This window comes from Trichococcus pasteurii, from assembly GCF_900112935.1.
Taxonomy (GTDB): domain Bacteria; phylum Bacillota; class Bacilli; order Lactobacillales; family Aerococcaceae; genus Trichococcus; species Trichococcus pasteurii.
The window spans coordinates 1-22,867 of the sequence record NZ_FONM01000019.1; the positions used below are offsets into that span (position 1 = coordinate 1).

20 protein-coding genes are annotated in these 22,867 nt (G+C 48.8%); 6 read left to right on the forward strand and 14 right to left on the reverse strand.

Annotation, left to right across the window (positions count from 1 at the left end):
• The 3 genes from tkt to BM184_RS12750 form a co-directional block, all read right to left on the reverse strand.
• On the reverse strand, positions 1-1,445 hold a 1,445-nt coding region (gene tkt, locus BM184_RS12740; protein ID WP_093365110.1), incomplete at its 3' end, for a transketolase.
• A gap of 138 nt (positions 1,446-1,583) precedes the next feature.
• Positions 1,584-2,969 carry an MATE family efflux transporter gene (locus tag BM184_RS12745; protein ID WP_086943853.1) on the reverse strand — a complete coding sequence of 462 codons (1,386 nt, stop codon included), beginning with the start codon at positions 2,967-2,969 and terminating at the stop codon, positions 1,584-1,586.
• Between the two features lie 106 nt (positions 2,970-3,075).
• Positions 3,076-3,999, reverse strand: coding sequence for a Gfo/Idh/MocA family protein (locus BM184_RS12750; RefSeq protein ID WP_086943852.1), 924 nt, complete (start codon positions 3,997-3,999; stop codon positions 3,076-3,078).
• A gap of 187 nt (positions 4,000-4,186) precedes the next feature.
• Between BM184_RS12750 and BM184_RS12755 the strand changes: the two genes are divergently transcribed.
• From BM184_RS12755 to manA, 4 genes are all read left to right on the forward strand, one after another.
• Positions 4,187-5,581 carry a glycoside hydrolase family 1 protein gene (locus BM184_RS12755; RefSeq protein WP_086943851.1) on the forward strand — a complete coding sequence of 465 codons (1,395 nt, stop codon included), beginning with the start codon at positions 4,187-4,189 and terminating at the stop codon, positions 5,579-5,581.
• Positions 5,582-5,606: 25 nt separating this feature from the next.
• Positions 5,607-6,935, forward strand: a complete 1,329-nt coding sequence (gene celB, locus BM184_RS12760) for a PTS cellobiose transporter subunit IIC (RefSeq protein ID WP_086943850.1) — start codon at positions 5,607-5,609, stop codon at positions 6,933-6,935.
• A 178-nt stretch (positions 6,936-7,113) separates the two neighbouring features.
• Positions 7,114-7,827 (forward strand): GntR family transcriptional regulator, encoded by a 714-nt coding sequence (locus BM184_RS12765; protein WP_086943849.1) that lies wholly within the window; start codon positions 7,114-7,116, stop codon positions 7,825-7,827.
• A gap of 211 nt (positions 7,828-8,038) precedes the next feature.
• Positions 8,039-8,998, forward strand: a complete 960-nt coding sequence (gene manA, locus BM184_RS12770; protein ID WP_086943848.1) for a mannose-6-phosphate isomerase, class I — start codon at positions 8,039-8,041, stop codon at positions 8,996-8,998.
• 79 nt (positions 8,999-9,077) lie between these two features.
• Here the strand turns inward: manA and BM184_RS12775 are convergent, their stop codons facing one another.
• Positions 9,078-9,938 (reverse strand): ROK family protein, encoded by an 861-nt coding sequence (locus BM184_RS12775; RefSeq protein WP_086943847.1) that lies wholly within the window; start codon positions 9,936-9,938, stop codon positions 9,078-9,080.
• Between the two features lie 348 nt (positions 9,939-10,286).
• On the opposite strand from BM184_RS12775, the gene BM184_RS12780 reads away from it, so the two are divergent.
• On the forward strand, positions 10,287-11,336 hold the full coding sequence (locus BM184_RS12780) for an aldose epimerase family protein (protein WP_086943846.1): 1,050 nt from the start codon (positions 10,287-10,289) through the stop codon (positions 11,334-11,336).
• 127 nt (positions 11,337-11,463) lie between these two features.
• On the opposite strand, the gene BM184_RS12785 is transcribed toward BM184_RS12780, so the two are convergent.
• The 9 genes from BM184_RS12785 to gloA2 all read right to left on the reverse strand — a co-directional run bounded on the left by BM184_RS12785 (position 11,464) and on the right by gloA2 (position 19,962).
• Positions 11,464-12,357 carry a DMT family transporter gene (locus tag BM184_RS12785; RefSeq protein WP_086943845.1) on the reverse strand — a complete coding sequence of 298 codons (894 nt, stop codon included), beginning with the start codon at positions 12,355-12,357 and terminating at the stop codon, positions 11,464-11,466.
• A gap of 244 nt (positions 12,358-12,601) precedes the next feature.
• Positions 12,602-13,048 carry a group II intron maturase-specific domain-containing protein gene (locus BM184_RS15610; RefSeq protein ID WP_245830782.1) on the reverse strand — a complete coding sequence of 149 codons (447 nt, stop codon included), beginning with the start codon at positions 13,046-13,048 and terminating at the stop codon, positions 12,602-12,604.
• On the reverse strand, positions 12,979-13,578 hold the full coding sequence (locus BM184_RS15615; protein ID WP_322787147.1) for a reverse transcriptase domain-containing protein: 600 nt from the start codon (positions 13,576-13,578) through the stop codon (positions 12,979-12,981). Before BM184_RS15615 ends, BM184_RS15610 begins: the two co-directional genes overlap by 70 nt.
• A gap of 3 nt (positions 13,579-13,581) precedes the next feature.
• On the reverse strand, positions 13,582-13,893 hold the full coding sequence (locus BM184_RS15620; protein ID WP_245830781.1) for a reverse transcriptase family protein: 312 nt from the start codon (positions 13,891-13,893) through the stop codon (positions 13,582-13,584).
• A 558-nt stretch (positions 13,894-14,451) separates the two neighbouring features.
• A complete protein-coding gene (gene mgrA, locus BM184_RS12795) occupies positions 14,452-15,441 on the reverse strand; it encodes an L-glyceraldehyde 3-phosphate reductase (RefSeq protein ID WP_086943844.1) in 990 nt (329 codons plus the stop codon).
• A gap of 113 nt (positions 15,442-15,554) precedes the next feature.
• On the reverse strand, positions 15,555-16,286 hold the full coding sequence (locus tag BM184_RS12800) for a GntR family transcriptional regulator (RefSeq protein ID WP_086943843.1): 732 nt from the start codon (positions 16,284-16,286) through the stop codon (positions 15,555-15,557).
• Between the two features lie 105 nt (positions 16,287-16,391).
• The gene (locus BM184_RS12805) at positions 16,392-17,807 is read right to left on the reverse strand and encodes a glycoside hydrolase family 1 protein (RefSeq protein WP_086943842.1); all 1,416 of its coding nucleotides are present in this window, start codon (positions 17,805-17,807) and stop codon (positions 16,392-16,394) included.
• Positions 17,808-17,837: 30 nt separating this feature from the next.
• Positions 17,838-19,175 carry a PTS sugar transporter subunit IIC gene (locus BM184_RS12810; protein ID WP_086943841.1) on the reverse strand — a complete coding sequence of 446 codons (1,338 nt, stop codon included), beginning with the start codon at positions 19,173-19,175 and terminating at the stop codon, positions 17,838-17,840.
• 406 nt (positions 19,176-19,581) lie between these two features.
• Positions 19,582-19,962, reverse strand: coding sequence for an SMU1112c/YaeR family gloxylase I-like metalloprotein (gloA2, locus tag BM184_RS12820; protein ID WP_086629743.1), 381 nt, complete (start codon positions 19,960-19,962; stop codon positions 19,582-19,584).
• A gap of 220 nt (positions 19,963-20,182) precedes the next feature.
• Here gloA2 and BM184_RS12825 point away from each other — a divergent pair, with 220 nt between their 5' ends.
• Positions 20,183-20,524: a heavy metal-binding domain-containing protein gene (locus tag BM184_RS12825; protein WP_086943839.1), complete on the forward strand. Its 342-nt coding sequence runs from the start codon at positions 20,183-20,185 to the stop codon at positions 20,522-20,524.
• Between the two features lie 50 nt (positions 20,525-20,574).
• On the opposite strand, the gene topB is transcribed toward BM184_RS12825, so the two are convergent.
• Positions 20,575-22,749, reverse strand: coding sequence for a type IA DNA topoisomerase (gene topB, locus BM184_RS12830; RefSeq protein ID WP_086943838.1), 2,175 nt, complete (start codon positions 22,747-22,749; stop codon positions 20,575-20,577).
• Positions 22,750-22,867 lie beyond the last annotated feature (118 nt).

The window sequence follows — 22,867 nt, forward strand, 5'->3', positions numbered from 1 at the left end:
TAGCTGGATAAGTGTTCCACTGGCTCATGCGTCGGGCCGTCTTCGCCGACCGCGATTGAGTCATGCGTCATCACGTAAGTGCCAGGCAAGTGCGAAATGGCAGCCAAACGCATCGCTGGGCGCAAGTAGTCCGTGAAGACGAAGAATGTCCCTACATACGTTCTGGTTCCACCATGCAGAACGATACCGTTCATGATAGCAGCCATCGCGAACTCACGCACACCGTACCAGATATTGCGGCCGGCATAGTTGCCCGGCTCAAAGTCGCTTGCCGACTTGATCATTGTGTTGTTTGAAGAAGATAAGTCCGCAGAACCGCCCCAGAAGTAAGGTACGGCTTCACCCAATGCTTGAATGGATTCCGCACTGGTCACACGGCTTGCTTTGGCTGCGCTGCCCACTTCATAAGTCGGCAGCTTGTCTTGCCAGCCTTCAGGCAATTTACCGGTGATAGCATCTTCGAATTGTTGCGCCAATTCCGGATAAGCTGCTTTATAGTCGTTGAACATGGCAGTCCACGCTGCTTCAGCCTGTTGGCCTTCTTCGACCATCTTTTCATTGAATCGTGCCGTCACTTCAGCAGGTACGCAGAAAGCTTCGTCCGAACATCCGTAAGAGGCTTTCGCGAAAGCAACGCCTTCCGCTCCCAATGGAGCGCCATGGACTTTATGTGTTCCTGCGTCAGGAGCACCAAAGCCGATGATGGTTTTGATTTCGATCAGTGTCGGTTTTTCTGTTTCAGCTTTCGCTTCTTCGATGGCCTTGGAGATGGCTTCCAGATCATTGCCGTCCTTAACCAGGATATGTTGCCAACCGTAGGCTTCGAAGCGGGCAGCTACATCTTCCGTGAAGGATTTCGAAGTCGGGCCATCCAAGGAGATATCGTTGGAGTCATACAAACCGATCAATTTGCCCAATTTCAGGTGGCCAGCCAAGCTGGCTGCTTCATGGGAGATGCCTTCCATCAGATCGCCGTCGCCGTTCAGGAAGTACGTATAGTGATCCACAACCGGGAAGTTTTCTTTGTTGTAGGTAGCAGCCAAGTGCGCTTCCGCCATTGCGAAACCGACTGCATTAGCGATCCCTTGTCCCAACGGACCAGTAGTTGCTTCCACGCCATCCGTGTCATGCACTTCCGGGTGTCCAGGTGTCTTGCTGCCGAATTGACGGAAGTTTTTCACGTCGTCCAGGCTCACATTGAAGCCGGATAAGTGCAACAAGCTGTACAACATGGATGATCCATGTCCAGCGGATAATACGAAACGGTCACGGTCTGCCCACAAACTGTTCTTAGGGTTGACTTTCAAATGTTTTGTCCAAAGCGCGTAGGCCATCGGAGCGGCTCCCATCGGCAAACCAGGATGCCCTGAATTGGCCTTCTGTACGGCGTCTATGCTAAGTGTACGTACTGCATTAACTGCTAACTCATCAATTTGATCAAACATTTTTTTCCTCCTCAAGATAGTGAATCTAGTATTGAACTCCTCAACAAACTTTTTTAATCATGATTTAATCTTATTATAACATATTCCGAATCGGTTTATATCAGTTTATTAACTTAGGTATGCAGCAATAATGGGTTATCAATCCGACAATCCAACCAATCGCTCACCCTCGGCTTCCTTGCATCTTTTCTCTTCCAACAATGTCAACTTCCTTTTCAACTGACGATAGGCGTACATCATCGGAACGGCTGCCCCGACCCAGGCAACGGGATTGGCAAAGGCGACTGCCTGATAGCCTAACAGACCGGAAAATCCCAACGGAACGATGACACGCGCCACCATTTCCATCACTCCCCCAAAGGTAGGCGCAGCATTGTCACCCACCCCTTGCAGCGTATAACGCAAAATGATCAAAGTCGTCAACACAAGATAGAAACTGGCCGTGGCAACAAAATATGTATGCGCATATGCCAATACGGACGGATCATTCTGGTCGAACAACAACCTGATGAGATCCGTGCCGAATAACAAAAGCACTGCTCCCAACAGGATGCTGTAGGCAAAGGACAGCAGCAAACTGATGCGCGCGCCTTCCCAAATACGCGAATACAATCCGGCCCCGTAGTTTTGGGCTGCGAAAGTCGCCATCGCGATACCGATGGAGACTATCGGCAGCGTCGCCATGATGTCTAATTTTTGGGCGATGGCGTAGCCACCGACCGCATCCGGACCAAAGCCATTCAGGCTTTTCTGCAATACGATTGAACCGATCGCAATGATGGAGGCTTGCAGACCGATCGGGAGCGAAATTTTCAACGGCAACGAGAATTCGCCAGGCTGCATGCGCCAATCTTCTCTGGAAAAGCTCAGAATCGCCATTTTTTTCCGGATATATACGAAACAGAGAAAACTGGCGAATAATTGCGCTGCAACTGTTGCCAGCGCTGCTCCTGCAACCCCCATAGAAAACCAGACAATGAACACATAATCCAATACCACATTCAATAGGGAAGAAATCACCAGGATGACCAATGGAAGTTTGCTGTCACCCAGTGAACGCAGGATGTTGCTCAACAAATTGAATACCATGATCGCCACCGAACCCCACATCAAAACCAAAAAATAGGCTTCGGCTTCCTTGCGTATTTCTGCCGGCGTATCCATGAACAACAGGATATCTTCAGCCAGCCAAACGCTCAGGATGGTTATAAGGACAGTCATGAAAAGAGTGATCCAGACGCTTATCGTGATGCTCTTCCGAATCCGCTCCTCATTTTTCGTGCCAAAACGCTGCGCGGTGACGATCCCTAAACCGGAAGTGACACCGATCCCGAATCCATGGATAAAAAAGAGCACCCCGCCGACCGATCCGATGGCCGCCAGTCCGTCCACTCCCAATGTCCTGCCGATGATGATCGTGTCCGCCAAGCTGTACAGTTGTTGGAACATATTCCCTATCAGCATCGGAACCGCGAACAGCACGAGCAGCTTTGCAGGACTGCCGGCAGTCATATCTTTTGTCATCCTTCACCTCCATTTGATGATCCTTGGCCTTGCTGCTTTATATTATACCAGAGATGTACGAACAAATTAACAAAAATATTCAAATTGTACCTACAAAAATTCCGATTTATTCGTTTGGCTTGCTTCCGAAGCCGTTGTCGACGAGTATTTTCTCGCACAGCGAGTGGCTCAGATAGCTCGTTTCCGTGGAGACGGGGTTTGTGCGTTCCTTGACTCCTGCGACAAACGAACCGATCAACGGCGCGAAGCCTCGCTTGCGGAGCGTCCATTCCCAATCGCCAAAAGCAACTTGCTGCTTGCCATTTTTTTGTTCGATGGTCATATCGGCCAAATTCAGGACGCGCACAATCCCGTCAGGACTTTGGACTTCCATGACTTCCTGATTGGCTCCCGCTTCATAGTTCATCGAGACGAAACAAGTGGTGCTCTTCGTTTCGAGCATCAGCCATAGCCGTTTCAATTCCCCTTCGTCTTCGACCAGATGCGATTGCAACGAAACTACCTCATCATCCAACAAATACAAAGCGGTATCCGCGATATGGATGAACAAATCATAGACGGCAAAACGGACCGGTTCTACATTCTTTACACGATCCTTCTGAATCAGGATCATCTTTTTGTCAGGAATCTCTTTCAGCCGTTCCACCATCGGAGCAAAACGGCGATTGAAGCCAGCGGTAAGCAGCACGCCCTTGGCATCGGCCAACTCGATCAGTTCCTTTGTTTCTTCCAGATCCTCACTGATGGGCTTGTCCACATAGACCGAAATGCCGCGCTCCAGCAGCTTGCGGATGATTTCCGCATGGGCAACGGTAGCTACGTGCACAAAGGCAGCCTCGATTCCGCTGTCCAACCATTCCTCAATCGAAGTGTACAAATGTTGAAAGCCGAATTTTTTCCCTACAGTTTCCAGCGTCTCCCTATTCCGTGAGCACAGATGCCATTCCACCTCATCCTGCATCTCGACCATAACCGGAAGATACGCCTTTTGCGCAATGTTCCCTAACCCGATGACTCCAATTTTCATCATCTATCGCCTCCAAACCTGTTTGTTCTTTTTATACCATAATCTTGGTACTAATTCTCGCTAAAAGGCTGAAATAAGCAAGAAATAATAAAAATATATATTTTTTAATTGAAATCGATTGCATTTTCTTTTCTTGTTTTGTATAATTCTTGTTGAAGTTATGTATAGACATAGAAAAGGAGTTGTTTAGATGAAATACGAATTTCCTGCAGGTTTTTGGTGGGGATCGGCAGCAAGCGGACCGCAGACAGAGGGTACGGTTGCCGGAGACGGCAAGGGGGACAGCATCTGGGATCATTGGTACAAGCAGAATCCGGAGCTGTTCTTCAATCAGGTCGGGCCAGAAGACACATCTTACGTATACAATCGCTACAAAGAAGATATAGCACTCATGAAAAAAACGGGACACACTACGTATCGAACCTCCATTCAATGGAGCCGTCTGATTCCGGATGGGATCGGCGCGGTGAATCCGGAAGCGGTGGCGTTCTACAACAGCTACATCGACGAGTTGTTGGCCAACGGCATCGAACCTTTCATGAACCTTTATCACTTTGATATGCCGTTGTCATTACAACAGAAAGGGGGTTGGGAAAGCAAAGAAGTCGTGGATGCCTATGCAGATTACGCGCGCATCTGCTTCGAGCTGTTCGGAGACCGTGTAAAAAAATGGTTCACCCACAATGAACCGATCGTTCCGGTCGAAGGCGGCTATCTCTACCAATTCCACTACCCTAGTGTCGTGGATATGAAAAAAGCCGTTCAAGTCGCTTATCACGAAACTTTGGCAAGCGCAAAAGCCATCAAAATTTATCATGAAATGAACCTTGACGGGCAAATCGGCATCATCCTCAATCTGACGCCTAGTTACCCGCGCAATGAGAACGATCCTGAAGACGTCAAGGCAGCCCGTCTCGCTGATGCCTTCTTCAACCGATCCTTCTTGGACCCTGCCATCAAAGGCACCTTCCCAGAGGATTTGGTTTCGCTGCTGAAGGAATTGGATTACCTACCGGAATATACGCAATCGGAACTGGAACTCATCAAACATAATACCATCGACATTCTGGGGATCAATTACTATCAGCCAAGACGCATCATGAAAAAAGAAAGCACGGAACGCTTATCCGACAAGCCGATGCCGGATGATTACTTCGACAACTACATCTGGCCGGAACGGAAAATGAATCCGTACCGCGGCTGGGAAATCTACGAAAAAGGCATTTACGATTGCCTGATCAATGTCCGCGACAACTACGGCAACCTGCCCTGCTACATTTCCGAAAACGGGATGGGTGTGGAAGGCGAAGAGCGCTTCATCAACGCGGATGGCATGATCGAAGATGATTACCGTATCGAATTTGTCCAAGCTCATCTGAAATATGTCCATCAAGCGTTGCAGGAGGGTTGCAACGTGAAAGGTTACCACATGTGGACGTGCATGGATAACTGGTCCTGGACCAACGCCTACAAAAACCGCTACGGATTCATAGCGGTCGATCTGGCGGAAGAAGGAAAACGCACAATCAAGAAAAGTGGCTACTGGTTCAAAGAGGTTTCAGACAACAACGGTTTTGACGCATAAGGTTTCCAGGAAAGGAAAATGATTAATGAATAATTTTATTGATAATTTAGCCGAAAAATTGACTCCGCTTGCCGGCAAGCTCGGCTCAAACAGATACTTAGCAGTATTGCGTGACGCTTTTATGCTTTCTTTCCCACTGACGATGTTCGGTTCCATCGTAGTGGTGCTGAACAACCTGCCCTTCTGGAGCGATGACTTGAAAGGCACTTTGGGCGGTCTCTTCGGGAACGGCCAAAATGCGACCATGTCCATCATGACGATCTTCATCACGTTCGGTATCGGGTATTACCTGACCCGTTCCTATGATGAGGACGGCATCTTCGGTGGAGCTGTTTCGCTGGCTTCCTATCTGATTTTGACACCTTTCAGCTTCACGACTGCAGACGGCGCTGAAGTAAGCGGCGCCCTGTCCCTGGATCGTTTAGGCGCAAAAGGGATGTTCATCGGGATGCTGGCTGCCTTCCTTGCGGCTGAAATCTATGTCCGCATCACGAAAAAAGGCATCGTCATCAAAATGCCGGAAGGTGTTCCTGATGCCGTTGCCCGTTCTTTCGCTTCCCTGATCCCTGCCATTTCGACTCTGACCATCTTTTTGTTTGTGAATGCCTTGGTTTCAGGCGTGTTCACGACGAACTTGCATGATGTGGTCTACACCGTTATCCAAAAACCATTGGTAGGTTTAGGCAGCGGCTTGCCTGCCACCCTGCTTTCCTTGTTCTTTGTCCAAATCCTATGGTTCTTCGGTCTCCACGGCCAAATCATCGTCAACTCCGTTATGGACCCGATCTGGAACACTTTAGCTCTGGAAAACCTCGATGCTTTTAAAGCAGGCGAAGCCCTGCCGCACATCATCACGAAACCTTTCATGGAAACCTTCACTGTCGGTCTGGGCGGTTCCGGTATGACATTGATGGTAGTCATCTTGATGGCTTTCGTCATGAAGAGCAGACAAATGAAAGACATCGGTCGTCTGGCGATCGGACCTGGCTTGTTCAACGTTAACGAACCCGTCATCTTCGGCTTGCCGATTGTATTGAACGCATCTATCGCTATCCCTTGGATTTTGACGCCACTGATCGTAACGACCGTAAACTACTTATCAATGGCATCCGGTTTGTTCCCTACTCCAACTGGCGTAACGGTTCCGTGGACTGTTCCCTTGTTCTTCAGCGGTATGATGGCCACCAACTCCGTTATGGGCGGCGTGCTGCAATTGATCGACTTCGCAATCGTCGGAGTGATGTGGTATCCATTCCTGAAGGTTGTCGATAAAGCGAATTTGGCACTGACCGTTGAGGAAAATAAGCAAGCATCTGACCGCACTCCCTTGCAAGGCGCGCAATCAAAAAACTAAGCTGACTCATTCCGGAAACTACATTCTCTGATCTTTTCGAGCAAATGGCCCGAGGCAAACTGCTTCGGGCCATTTGCCTTTCCTTAATCAGCCAAATGTAAAGGTTAGCTTGTTTCAAGTCTAGCCATTACGGTATAATGGGAATGAAATCGTGTAATTTCCGGGAGGTTCGACAATAATGAAAAAATATGAAGAAATAGCGGATGAACTGCGGCGCCGCATCGCTGAAGGTGAATACGCAGAAGATGAAATGCTCCCGGACCAGATCGCTTTGGCGGAAGAATTCGGTGTCAGCCGGATGACATTAAAGAAAGCCATCGACATGATCGCAATGGAAGGCCTGATTTTCCGCAAACGGGGTGTCGGAACCTTTGTCATCAAGAGCGCCCTTTGGAACAGCGGAGATTCCAAAGCAGATGAATATGCTGGCTTATCCAAACAGTTCCCGAATAAGACTGTAAAGAGCAAAATCATCCTTTTTGATATCATGTTCCCTCCCAAAAATATCCAGGCCTTGTTGATGCTGGAGGACAACCAACCTGTCTATCATCTGCAGCGCCTGAGGATCATCGACGACAAACCGTATATACTGGAAAACACCTACTTTGTGGCCGGATTGGTTAAGGACCTGACGGAGGACATCATCCACCGTTCCATCTACGATCACATCCGCGATACGTTGAAACTGAAAATCGGCGGCGCCTACCGAAAAATCCACGCTGACCGATCCAATGAACTGGATTGGCAAGAACTGGATTGCGATGCGAATACTCCAATCCTTGAAGTGGAGCAAGTCGTTTATCTTACGAACGGGACACCTTTCGAATACTCAACATCCCGCAGCCGTTTCGATACGCGTTCCTACACCATCACCGATATTATTAAACAATAGCAAAAGCAGAACGGGTTCGCTCAGCCCTGAAAGAAATTTAGGAAATCGTGCCGACTGAGCATCGTAGAGCGCAATAGGTACGATTTATCTAATTTCCGAAGGGCTTACCCGTGAAGCTGGCCGTCATTATTAGATACATAATGCATTTTGTTAATCTGCGCTTTGTTTAATTCATCAAGAACATTTACTACTCAAACCTAGGAGGAAAAATATGCAAGAGCCATTGTTCATCCAACCTGTCCTGCAAGAAAAAATCTGGGGCGGCACAAAGCTGCGCGACATCTATGGTTACGATATCCCCAGCGACCACACCGGGGAATGCTGGGCCATCAGCGCCCATCCCGACGGCACCGGAGCGGTAGAAAACGGTCAATACGCCGGCACAAAACTGGATGTCCTTTATGCGGAACATCCTGAGTTGTTCGAAAATCCGACTTCGCCCGTCTTCCCATTGCTGACCAAAATCATCGATGCTGCGGAAGCCTTATCCGTCCAAGTGCATCCGGATGATGCCTATGGACTGAAGCAAGAAGGCGAGCTGGGGAAAACTGAATGCTGGTACATCATCGATGCCGATGAAGATTCCGAAATCATCTACGGACACAATGCCCAAACAAAAGAACAGTTTTCCGAAATGATCTCGGAAGGAAACTGGGCTGGGCTGTTGCGCCATGTCAAAGTGAAGAAAGGCGACTTCTTCTTTGTACCAAGCGGCACCATCCACGCCATCGGCGGCGGCATCACGATTCTGGAGACGCAACAGAGCAGCAACACGACTTACCGCGTCTACGACTTCGACCGCAAGGATGACCAAGGCAACAAACGCGACCTGCACATCCAGCAATCCATCGATGTGTCGATGATTCCGCACAAGGATCCTTCGAACCATTTCGAAACCAACACAGTGGACGGCAACACCGTGACGACTTTCATCGAAAGCGACTATTTCACTGTCTACAAATGGGATATCCTTTCGGAAATGGCCTTCAATAAAACCGCTCCCTACACCTTAGGAAGCGTCATCGAAGGCAACGGCAGCCTGACTGTCGACGCGAAATCCTATCCGTTGCAAAAAGGCGACCACTTCATTTTGCCTGCGACCGTTTCAGCTTGGTCCCTATCCGGCAACATGGAACTGATAGCCTCCACTCCCGGCCCGAAAAACAGCTAAGAAAAATAATAAAGCGACCCATTCCCGACGATAGATTCGTCGGAAATGGGTCGCTTTTTCTGTTGCTTATCCGAAATTTTTAAGCTTTCACTTCATTCGCCAGGATGATCGCACCCGTGATGCCGGCATCATCGCCCAAGCCTGGCAACACAAGATAATCATCGACAGCAGGGACCGGCACATAGTCGGCAAGCAGCTTCGTAAATTTGCCTTTGATATTATCAAGCATACCAGGGACCTTCATGACGCCACCGCCCAACACTATGCGTTCCGGACGCAGGATGACCGTGTAGGCTTCCAAAGCTTGAGCGATATAATAAGCGATGTAATCCCAGACCGCATCGGTAGGTTCCACGTCTTTACCGGCTTTACCCAGTCGTCCGTCGATTGAAGGACCGGCAGCCATGCCTTCCAGGCAGTTGCCGTGGTATGGGCAGAAGCCTTCATAATGGTCATGCTCATGCGGACGCACCAAAATGTGCCCCATTTCCGGATGCCCGATGCCTTCCAGTATTTTCCCATCCACGATTGCACCGGCTCCAACACCTGTGCCGATCGTGATGTACATAATATTCTTCATCCCTTTTGCTGCACCCAGAGCGGATTCGCCCAAGGCAGCGCCATTCACGTCTGTCGTCCACCCCATCGGAACAGCATATCTTGCTTTCATGGCACCAAGAAAATCAAAATCTTTCCAGGCCAACTTTGGCGTGCAGAGAATATGGCCATATGTTTCCGAGTCTTTTTTGACGTCAATCGGCCCAAAGGAACCGATTCCGATTGCAGCTAAATCAAAACGATCAAAGAAAGCAAATACCTGCTCCAATGTTTCTTCCGGCGTAGTCGTCGGGAAAGCGACCCGCTCCAACAACTCATTTTTTTCATTTCCGACGGCGCACACAAATTTTGTTCCGCCTGCTTCAATTCCACCTACTAGCATAAATGTCTCACTCCAATTGGTTAGTTTTTGCGTGCGTTGCCACCATCGGATCCCACTCGATACCTGCCCGATTTTTCCTGAAACAGCATACTCGCACCTCTTTCCATTATACCGCTTTCAGTGGCCGGAATCATGTTTTTCAGGCATTTTCTGCTGAAAATCGGCACTTTTTTTGATGAACGGATAGGCATCAGTAAAAATTTACTTAACTTATTAATTATTTTACTATTTTTGTTGCTTCGGGTAAATCAAACGCTTACAATAGAGAGGAAACTTAAAACAGCATTCCCAACAAAATTTAGCGGATTGATTCGCTTAATACTAAACAAGCAGGAGAGTGGAAAAACAATGAAAGTATCTGAAGCAATAATCGGGCAAGCCAACGGAACGGATGTCGTAGCTTACACCTTGACGAATCCGAACGGCATCTCCCTTACAGCAATGACTTACGGCGCAACCATCACGGAACTTATGATGCCGGATAAAAATGGAAAGACTGAGAATGTGATTTTGACGATGGATTCGTTGGATGATTATGTGACGCATCGCCCGTATTACGGAGCCACAATCGGTCGGGTCGCGGGACGCATCGCCAAAGGATCTTTTGATTTGGACGGAACTACGCATCAGTTAGTCGTGAACGAAGGCGTCAATCAGCTCCACGGCGGCCCAGCTGGACTGGATACGCATGTTTGGGACGCGGAGATCGAGGCTTCCGCTGATGAAGCCAGCATCCATTTCACAACGATCGATGCAGACGGCGCCAACGGCTATCCCGGAAACCTGTCGGTAACGGTCAGCTATACGCTTACTGCCGAGAATGAATGGAAAGTCACTTATCGGGCTACGACCGATAAGGCGACCTTGTTCAATCCGACCAACCATGTCTATTTTAATTTGAGCGGCGACATCAACAGACCGATTCTGCAGCATAATCTGCAACTGAACAGCGCTGTTTTTGCCGAATTGGGCGACGAAAACCTCCCTACCGGGGCCTTGTTGCCTTCAGAAGGGACCCCTTTTGATTTCCGCAGCGCAGGAACGCTTGCAGTTGCTGCTGAGCAGAGTCATCCACAGACCCAAAAAGTCGCCGGTTTCGACCACCCTTTCCTGCTGCAGCACGATGATGGAAAACCTGATGCGATCCTCAGCGATGTGGAATCCGGCCGAAGCGTAAAAATGTATACGGATCAGGATTGCGTCGTGATTTTTATGCACAACGGCTCGGTGGATAAATACACGATCTCCGGCAGTCCGGTCATCCAGTATGCGGGCATCACCTTGGAGACTCAAGCTTTGCCTGACGCCATCAACCAAGAAGGCTTCGGTGACATCACGCTCCGACCGGATGAAGTCTATTCGGCTGAAACGATCTACAAGTTCGAAGTGCAGGACTAATTGATAAGCAAAAGAAGGTGGACCGTAAATCCTGATGATTTACGGTCCACCTTCTTTTCTTGTCCTAAAGCGGCAGCATGTCCTGCATACTTTTCAGTATCTTTGGCCGGCAAAATCTTGACTACCTTTAGTCTTGGATATCCGTAATGGATTTTCGGTCTGTCATGGTTGTCTTCGGTTTCAATTCCACCACCAGAACGCCAGCTAGAATCAGCGCTGCTCCGATCAGCATCCTCAGCGTTATCGCTTCCCTCAGAAAAAGCGCTGAAGCGATCATCCCGAATACAGCCTCCATCGACAGGATGATTGCTGTTTCAGCCTCTTTGGTGAACTGCTGCGAGGCCGTTTGGATCAGAAAGCCCAGCATCGTGCTGACCGTCCCCAAATAAAAGATGGAAAAGTAGCCCTCTCCGGCTGCAGAGAACACGAATTCTCCCCTTGCAAGCGATACGATCACTCCCAATACAGCGGCTGTCCCCATCTGGATGGTGGTCAATGCGTATATGTTTTCACCCAGCACGAACCGATTTGTGAAGATGATCTGCAAGGCAAAGAATAATGCGCAGAGCAGCGTCAGCATATCCCCGAAGTTTACGCTGTGGAAATCGGTCAGGGAAATGACGGCGATGCCGCTGATCGATAACAGCGCGCCCACGATGGCCGGGGCTGTAACTTTTCTCCTGAAGAACAAGGCGCCAATGAACGGCACCAACACAACATTGAAGGCGGTAAGGAAGGCGTTCTTCGAAGGTGTCGTATAGACAAGACCTACCGTCTGAAACAAGAAAGCCAAGTAAAGGATGGTTCCAAGACCGATGCCTTTCAGATAGGTCTTTTTGGTCGCATGCTTCAGCTGGCCGAAAAAAATTGCCCCCATCAGTATGAATGCCAACAAAAAACGCATAGTCAATATTTGGTATGGGGAAAAATACTCCAATGATATGGCGCTCACAACGAAACCTGAACCCCATATCATTGTCACAAAAATAAGTCCGATCTGTCCCTTTCTTCTGTCTGTCATATCACTTCCCCTTTCTATTGATAACGATACTTGCCCGATTCTATTAAAGCCAATGAACAATCCGGGCGTACTTATCCACTTTACCCAATATTCTGATTGTCTGCAAGCAGATTTCAGCAAAATAATACAAATCCCTGACCGAGGAGCCTGATGCAGCTTCATCATCCTCTCAACAATCGAGTAGGAGGAGCCAACAGGCTCCGACCTCTCACACCACCGTGCGTACGGTTCCGTACACGGCGGTTCAATAACTTAAGTATCTGCGCTGGTAAAGTTGATTAAGGTCTTTCAGACCCCAACTAGCCAGCCTTTTGTTGTTAATGGCCCGGTGAATGGTCTGGTTCTTAGACATTCTCCAGTAGCCTTTACGGGAATTCGCAACTTTCCAAGCTTCTTCCTTGTCGATGCCATAACGCATCAATCTGTAAAAGCGGGTAGAGACTCTTTTCCATCTCTTCCAAATGAGTTGTCTTAGTCGGTGGTTCAGCCATTGGGCTGTTTCCCTAATAAAGGTTTTCATATCACCAATGCCATAGTAGTTTATCCATCCTTGTGTATACTGATTGATTTCTTTTACTATGTCCAGGAAGGTTCCTGGTCGTTTCCGACTGGTTAGACGTCTTAATCGTTTGCGGAATTTTTGTTTAGCCGTCTTATGTGGACGGCTTCTGACTTTCCCATCGTTTTCCAAATAGTGAACCCAAGGAATTTAGCACTACCTGGGGTAGTGACCTTACTCTTATCGGTATTTACCGTCAGCTTCAATTTCTTCTCTAGGAAGGTCGTAACACTAACTAGCACCCGTTCTCCCGCACGAGGGGTCTTCACATATATGCAGAAATCATCCGCATAACGCACAAAGCGATGACCTCGTTTTTCCAATTCCCTGTCCAGTTGATTGAGATAGATATTGGCTAAGAGCGGGGAGATTACCCCACCTTGCGGAGTTCCCTTGTAGGATTGGATAAATACATCCTGTTCCATAATCCCTGAACGAAGAAAACTCCAGATTAACTTCAACACGATTTCGTCTTGTATGAATTCCCTCAAGTACACCATCAGTTTCTGATGATTTACCATGTCGAAGTAATTCTTCAAGTCACAGTCGACGATTGTTTTGTATCCTTCTTCAATGTACTTCTCGGCTTGTTTGATTGCATCATGTGCGCTTCTTTCTTTTCGAAAACCGAAACTGTACTTGGAGAAGTATGGGTCAATCAGCGGTTAAATTATCTGTAGGATAGCCTGTTGCACGACTCTATCTCTCACTACAGGGATCCCTAGATTACGCATACTGCCATTTTCCTTGGGTATAGATACCCGCTTGACCGGTTGTGGCTCATAGGTTCCATCCAATAATTTCGCAATGATTGCCTTTTGGTATTTGACCATATGGTCATCTATTTCGTAGACCGTTATGCCGTCTATACCTGCGGCGCCTTTATTTTTGTAGACTTTCTCGCAAGCAACCACTAGGTTGCTTGTTGTTGCGATTTTCTCGATTAACGTGATACCATCTTGTTTCCTCATATCCATGCTGTATCTCTCTACGCTTCTCCATATCTCTTTCGTTTCCAACTTATCCCTTCTGGAGACAGCCGTCATTTGGTCTATACCATGACGTTTTCTGTAGTGCCGAGATACATTCACCTCCTTGTTTCTATCAAGATTATTATTGTTCAGCCCTTCATGACCCTAAGGTCACTACTACGGCTTCTGCTGACTTCTTATGGCAAGCTTTACTCCATGATTCCTCATGTCCATAAGACCTCCCCGGGTAAGAATGATAACCTTCCACTCATGTCACTGCCTCATTTACTGTAGGAGATTCGTGCAGTATAGGACTTTACTTTGTGATGCAAGCTCTTCCGTCTCCATTCAGCCTCATATGAGATTTCTGTTCGTCAGTGCGAGTGTTTGCGTCCGACTTCCTTCAGATTCCACCTCACGGTGGACACCCTTGTCATTCGCTAACAGTTCCTACTGCAAAGTCTGTAGTGGACTTTCACCACCAAGTTATCACCCATGCCGGGCGCACAACAAAAGCTTCCCGAATGATGCATGGCATCGCTTCGGGAAGCTTTTTCTATTTCATTATTTTGCCAATACCGCTTCAATTTCATCCAATTCTTCATTGCTGAAGTCAAGGTTTTCCAACGCTTTCACATTGTCATCAATTTGGCTCACTCTGCTGGCGCCGATCAGCACGCTTGTGACTTTCCCATCGCGGAGAATCCAAGCCACTGCCATCTCAGCCAATGTTTGTCCGCGTCGCTGGGCGATTTCGTTCAGAGCGCGTGATTTCTCGATGGTTTCCTGCACCCGCTCCGCATTCAGGAATGGTGAAGAAGGTCTCCCCGCACGTGAATCTTCCGGAATGCCATGCAGATAGCGGTCGGTCAGCATGCCTTGCGCCAACGGACTGAAGGCGATGGTGCCCAACTTGTTGGTTGATAACACATCCTGCAAGCCATCCTCAATCCAGCGGTTGTACATGTTGTAGGCCGGTTGGTGGATAATGAACGGCGTCTTCAAGTCTTTGAAGATTGCTGCTATTTCAGCAGTCTGCTCTGCAGAATAGTTGGAGATGCCGATATACAGAGCTTTTCCTTGACGGACCATCAGATCCAATGCTTGCGCAGTCTCTTCGAATGGTGTTTCGGGATCCGGGCGGTGCGAATAAAAAATATCCACATAATCAAGTCCCATCCGTTTCAGGCTTTGATCAAGGCTCGCCGTCAAATACTTTTTGGATCCCCATTCCCCGTATGGTCCGGGCCACATATCATAGCCGGCCTTGCTGGAAATGATCAATTCATCCCGGTAAGGCAGGAAGTCTTTTTTCAAAATCTTGCCGAATGTTTCCTCCGCACTGCCTGGAGGCGGACCGTAGTTGTTCGCCAGATCGAAATGGGTGATCCCAAGATCGAAGGCGCGTTGGACCATTTTGCGCGAATTGTCGAACAGATCCACCTCGCCGAAGTTATGCCAAAGCCCAAGGGAAATGGCAGGCAGTTTCAGACCGCTGTTGCCTACGCGGTTATAGATCATTTTGTCGTATCTGTTTTGTGCTGGTTGATACATGTCATCACCTCAACAAGTTAATATACCCAGTATAGCGTTTTCATCATTGAAGCGCAAAGCTTTTACGGAAAACGGACAACGAAAGTTGCCGCGCAACTTCGTTGTCCGTTCCATTATCCCAGTAATCCCTCTCTGCTTACGTTGATGAAGGACATCTCGACCATATCATAGCGATGATGCACGACCGAATATTCCAACGGCGTCCCTCTTTCAAGGAACATGACTTTGCTTACTTCAAGGACCGGATCCTCGTTGGAACAGTGCAAATATTTCTTGTCATTATCATCCGGCTTGACCGCACGGACGGTCTGTCGGTTGTCCCCGAATACGATGCCCAAATCCCCTTGCAGATAGTCGTACAGGGAGCGGTTCAGGATTTCCTTCGTGATGTTCGGTGCCAGCGCGATCGGGATGATCGTATGCTCCAAGGAATAAGGTTTTTCGTCCAGGATCCGCAAGCGTTTGATGTCATAGACGGGTTCTTCCTTCGTGATGCTCAGTTGGTTGCATTCTTCCTCATCCGGAAAACGGACGTTGAAGTCCAGCACTTCCGTCTTCAGTTCCAATCGTTCGCCGGCCGCAGCGGTCAAGCCGACATTCTGGCCGATTTTGATGCTCTGTTCGGCCAGATTGACCGCATTTTTCTTCACGTAGGTCCCCGAACCTTGGATCGTGTACACCAATCCAGCAACACTCAAAAGGTCCAACGCCTTCTTTACCGTCACACGGCTGGTGCCAAACTCCTTCGCCAAGGATTCCTGATCGGGAATCTTTTCTTCGGAATGATAGATCCCGCTTTTGATTCTTTTTCTGATTTCATTTGCGACTTCTTTGTATTTTGCCATGCCCTTCACCACTTATCTACGTGATATGAAAATTTGTATTTACAAATCTCTCCTTGTTGATTATAACATAGATAACTGGCCATTATGCAATAGGGAAAACAAGGGTCACTTGTACGTGTGTTCGACCACTTCCAGTCGTTTGCTTTGGATGAGGTCCCGGTACCAATAGCCCGATTGCTTCAGGGAACGCTTCTTGTCATCCTCCAGATCGATCCTTACGAGTCCATAGCGGTTCTTGAAGGCATTCATCGGCGAGACGCAATCCGTGAAGGCCCACAGCATGTATCCGTTACAGTTCGCCCCTTCATGGACGGCATCCAACAAGGAGCTCAAGTGTTCAGAGATATATGAGATGCGGTAATCGTCCTGAATGGTGCCCTTGCTGTCCGCAAAACGCTCCTCCTGCTCGATGCCCATCCCGCTTTCCGCAACGAACCACGGGATATTTCCGTATTCGGATTTCAGACGCATGGCCATATCATACATGATCTGCGGGTAGATTTCCCAACCGCGCGAAGTGTTCATCCTTCTGCCCGGCAAGGAAAACTCTTCATAATAGTATTCCGGATGGAACGGTGTCTCCTTGTTCCACTCGTAACGCGGGGACCGGACCCGTTTCGGGAAATAAAGATTAATCCCGAGATAATCCACCGTATTTTCTTTGATGATAAGCAGTTCCTCTTCTGAATATTCAAATGGAATAGCGTGCTTCGCGAGTACATCAAACAACTCGTCGGGATACTCCCCCTTCACCAACGGATCCAAAAAAATACGGTTATACAACAGATCGTACATCCGGGCGGCTTTTTGGTCCGCCGGCGATGAGGACCGCGCATAGGTCACCTCCGGATTCAGGATGGCTCCGATCTGACCGCTGTAGCCTTTTTCATGGAAAATTTGAACTGCCCGTGCCGTAGCGATCACCTTGTTGAAATTCCATTGCATCCATTTCGATGTATCCTGCTCATGCGGATAACGGATGGCATCGAGGTAGATGCGCGTCTGGATGACAACCGGTTCGTTGAAAGTGAACCAATGCCGGACGCGATCGGTATAGCGTTCGAAGGCTATTTCGGCATATTTCGCATAGAGATCGACGACATGCTTCGAGCTCCAGCCATCGTATTTCTCCATCAAATAGGCAGGGACTTCGTAATGCTCCAGGCAAAGCATCGGCTCGACTCCGGCTTCAAGCAGTGCATCCACGATATCACTGATGTGCTGGGCATAGTCTTCATCGACTACCGCATTTTCATAGTCCGTAAAGAAGCGCGCCCAGTTGATCGACGTCCGGTAATGTGTCAGACCGATTTCTTTCATCAAAGCCACATCTTCGTGGTAGCGGTCATAGAATGAGGTCGCTCCAGCCGGTCCATAGCCTTCATGCCATACGAAAGGCTCCTCTTTGTACCACATGTCCAGGTAGGAATCCTGCCCTTCTTTTTTACCCTTCCAGCCTTCCGTCTGCCATGCAGAAGAAGATGCTCCCAAGATGAATCCTTCAGGTATATTTTTAATCATCCTCATGCCCCTTTCTGTTCAAATCTTTCATTATTCCACGGCTGCCGCCACTTCTGCTTCCTTTTCGGTTTCTGGTTCCACTGCAAGCGCACGATTGCTGGCCTTCACGAACGGCAGATAGATCAATACGGAAACAGCGATACAAATCAGTTGCGTAGCGACCGCACCCAGGCTGCCTGCTGTCGCAAGATAGCCGCTGATCAATGGTGGCGTTGTCCAAGGAACCATCACGACTGCCTTACCCGCAAATCCGATTGCCGTCGCGAAGTAACCGATTGTACCTGTAACCAGAGGCGTCAAGATGAATGGGATCGCCATGATCGGATTCAGCATGATCGGCATCCCGAAAATAAGCGGTTCATTGATGTTGAAGAGGCCGGGGCCTACAGACAGTTTGCCGATTTCCTTGAAGTCGGCGCGCTTCGAAACCAAGAAGACGGCAATCAAGAGACCGATCGTAACTCCGGACCCACCCATGCTCATGTACATATCCCAGAATGGCATGTTGATGATGTTCGGAACTTCCTTGCCGGCTTCAAAAGCGGCTGTATTTTCGGCGATGGCAGCCAACAAAATCGGCTCGCGGATCGGTTTGATCATTTGGTTACCGTGGATTCCGATCACCCAGAAAATCTGCGAGACGAACATCAGCAACAGGATACCCGGCAAGCCTTGAACGACTTTCGCAAGCGGCGCTTGGATGGTCGTATAGATGATGTCATACAAAGTCAATCCCGTGATCATGAAAATCAGATGGGCACCTGCCGCAATCAGTGAAACCGTCAAAATAGTCGGAATCAAAGCAGAAAAACCGCGGGAAACATTCGTAGGTACCGTATCAGGCATGGTGATCTTCAGTTTTTCCTGTTTGCTCAACCAGGTGTAAAGTTCAACGGATAAGATGGCGATGAACATACCCAGGAATAAGCCGCGTGACCCTGTATAATTGCTGGAAAGGACATTTGTCACCGGAACCGGCGTCTCTTCAAACAAAACTTCGATTGCTGTCGGGATGGTCGCGATATAACTGATGACCGCCAAAAGACCAGCGAAATGATCGGATACTTTGTTCAGTTTAGCGACTTCGATCCCGATCAAAAAGACCGCACCGATCGTCATCAGGTTCATGGTGGCATAGTTGATCGCCTGCGTAATCGGTTTCATTTGTTCCAAGAACCGTAAAGCCTCAAATTGGGCCAACCCATTCGTTGAATCAAACACCATGTTCGAAAACAAAGTGGCAAAAGCACCCGTGATGATGACCGGCAACAACATTGAAAAGGCATTTTTGATTGCGATGATATACTTCAAATCATTGATCTTATAGGCGATCATATTCAAACGTTCAATCCACTTCGCATTTTCCATTCTTTTTCCTCCTAAACTTTTTGTTCTGATTGATGATTGAGTTGCCTCCTCCAACTCTCTTTTTCACATTGTAACCCCTTTCCCTTTCGTTGTAAATACCTATTTTATATTTGTGTTTACAGATTTTTAATTTGAGCAGATGAATGCGTCGCCTCGAATTGAGGCGGAGGCTCTGTACTCCGGTGAACGAAGGCTTCGCCGTAGTTCGGACTGTCATTTTCCGTGCGTTCTCCGGCGAGATCGGCCTCGCAGAAGTTGATAACGATATTGGTTATCGTGCTCCAGCGAGGAGGCTCTCACCGGAGCTGGATGAAAGATACGTGGACCCCCCACCAGAAATATTGGTTGGGACGGCCGAAAAAACGGGGAACATCTCAGATGAGACACTCCCCGTTCTAGCTAAGCTCTATTCATGCAACTCCAGCGGCAAGCCGTCCGGGTCCTTGAAAAAAGTGAATTTCTTATTCGTGTAGTCATCCAAGCGGATCGGCTCAGTCTCCACGCCTTTGCGGTTCAATTCCGCCACAGTAGCCTCGACATCCTCCACATAGAAGCAAAGATGGCGGAGCCCGACTGATTCCGGACCGCTCGGACGCTCAGGCGGATTCGGAAAAGAGAACAGTTCGATTTCGCTCTCCCCAAGTTTGAGATCGAGTTTGTAGGAATCCCTTTCCGCCCGGTAGTTTTCGCGGATGATCGGCAATTCCAGCACCTCAGTGTAGAAAGCTTTTGAGGCCTCATAATCGGAGGCGATAATCGCGACATGGTGAATTTTTTCAAATTTCATAGTAACAGCCCTTTCTGTTTCGAGTCTTCCATAATTTTACCATTAACGAACAATCTGTACACTTTTGCCCACAACATTTTTCTGCCCAACGGCCATCAAGATGACAGATTTCTGTATCTTTTCAAGCCTGACTTTTGATATAATGAAGGCATCACCAGAAAGTTATAATCGATTTGTTGCACTGATTGTTTCACCGTTAGGAGAAAGGATGGTAAGTCACATGATTATTACAACAACAGCCCATATCGAGGGGAAAAAAATCACTGCCTATCAAGGCATCGTTTTCGGAGAAGTCATCACAGGCATCAACGTGTTCAAGGATTTCGGAGCCGGCATCCGCAACATCGTTGGAGGACGTTCAAAGAGCTACGAGGATGAATTGACTGTGGCACGCGAAAACGCCTTGTCAGAAATGCAGGATCGTGCAGCCGCAAAAGGCGCAAACGCCATCGTCGGCATGAAGATGGACTATGAAGTGCTGGGAGCCGATAACGGCATGCTGATGGTCACCTGCAGCGGCACCGCGGTGAAATTGATGGATGAATCGGAATATTTGGGCTAAAAATTAGAGAAAGGTATCCGGGAAGCAATTTTCCGGATACCTTTTTAGGTTCATTGTGTCTTTTTACGCACCGGCTTTTTCTTGCTCGGAGCGAACGGTTTGAAGGAAACGGCATAATTGCCTGCTTCGTCTTTCCCCAACAGCAATGCTGTCGAAAAACTCTTGCCGTCTTTTTTCTTGAAACCGGAAAGGCGCTTCGTTTCCTTTCGGGCCAAGAGTTCTTTGGCTTCCTCGGGTGACAGATAGCGGCGGGCGATATAGCGGGAAATCCGGAATGAACAGGACTCGCCGTAGTCCTGGCATTGTAGGTAACTGCCCTTGATGATCGCTTCTTTCCCGCAGACCGGGCAATCGCCTACGACCGCACCGTCGCCTACAGCATCGATGCGCTCTGCGATCCCTTCGGACTGCAGCATCTCGTTCTTCGTGCCGAGGATTTCCATAACGAAGTGTTTGATATTATCCAGGAAATAGTCCTGGTCACCCTCGCCTTTATGGATTTTCGCCAAATACTTTTCCCATTCGGCTGTGAAGGCGACATCGCTCATCTTGTTGCCGGCCACGGCCTCACACAGCAGGATTCCCTTTTCGGTGATCGCCAGCTGATTCTTCGAAGCCGTAATGTAGCCTCTGTCCTTCAGGTTTTCGATGACGCCGGCGCGGGTCGCTTCCGTTCCGATGCCGTGCGTTTCCTTCAGGATCGCCTTGTCCTCGGCATCATCCACCTCTTTGCCGGCGTTCTTCATGGCTGCAATCAGCGTGCCTTCTGTGTAAGGCTTCGGAGGAGTGGTCTTCTTCTCCTTCGTGGCCAAGACGGCTGTTCCGGTTTCCCCTACCGTGACCATCGGCAGGATTTTGTCCTCCGGTTCGCCTTTTTTCCTTGTGTTGCCTTCCAGCTTCTTCCATCCCAGATTCTTGATGATCTTACCGGATGCCACAAAGTCCAGTCCGCCGATATCCGTAATGATGGTCGGTTCATCGTAGATGAAGTCCTCTTCAAACATCGCCAATGTCCGGCGCAGGACGAGATCATAAATTTTCTGCTGGTTCGCATTCAATTTCGCGATCCGGGCCTGATCCGGCACTTTTTTCGTCGGGATGATGGCATAATGCTCCTGTACTTTGGCATCATCGACGTATTTTTTGCGCGGAGTCAGATTCGGCTTTTCGATGGTGTGGCCCAAAATGCCCAGATAGCCGGAAAGATTGTCCTTCAGATAGGCGAATTCATTTTTGGTGATGAATGTCGTGTCCGTCCGCGGATAGGAGAGCATCTTCGCTTCGTACAAGGACTGGACGGTTGCCAATGTGTCTTTCGCGCCCATCTTGAATTTGGCGTTGGCTGCCCGCTGCAGATCGCTGAGGGAATACAGGCGCGGCGCAAACTCCCGCTTGTTCTCGTTGGCTTCGAAGCGTTTGATGACGGCGGGCATCTCAGCCGCCAATCCGTGCGCCGAGATGAAGGTTTTCATTTCCTGTTTCGACTCGAATTCATGCTGATACTTGGCCTCGAACGTCCCATTCGTGACCGTGATCCGGGCCAAACATTCATAATGCGTCTCTTCCTTGAAGGCGGCGATTTCCTTCATGCGCTTATAGATCATGAAGAGCGTCGGTGTCTGCACGCGGCCGACCGAAAAAGCCCCTTCTTTGATTCCGGCCTTCTGGAGCGCAATGGTGTACAGCCGGCTCAGGTTCATGCCCACCAACCAATCGGCGATTTCCCGGCTTTGGGCCTCGATGTAGGATGGATAGGTGTCTTTCCCGTCCAGCAATTCGCTGAACCCGCGGCGGATTTCGTTAGATTCCAGACTGTTGATCCAGAGGCGCTTCATCTCCTTCTTTTCTGCACCGGCATGCCGGATGATCGAACGGGCAATATTTTCCCCTTCGCGATCCGAGTCGGTGGCGATGATGATGCGGTCCGCTTCCTTGAGCTGCTGTTTGATGTTCGCCATCTGCTTGCCTTTTCCGTATTGGATCTTGTATTTGTAGCTTTCCGGGAAAATCGGCAAGTGATCCAGGCTCCATTTTTTCCATTTCGGATCATATTCTTCCGGCTGCAGCAGCCCCAACAGATGACCGGAGGCATGCACGATGACCGTTTCGCCATCGAACAGGCTGTCCTGGATCACGTAGTTCCCGGCAACCGTCGCCTTCTTTTGGAAAGAGCTCGCGTAGGCGGCCGCCTGCGATGATTTTTCGGCTAAAATGACTGTTTTCATTCTGAAATTTCCTCCCTGACAGGATTGCCGTCTGAGACTTTCAAGGCAATCGATACCCTACAATTATAACATACGCGCATTCCCGAAATCCGATTGAAAAAGGACTGCGACAGGCACA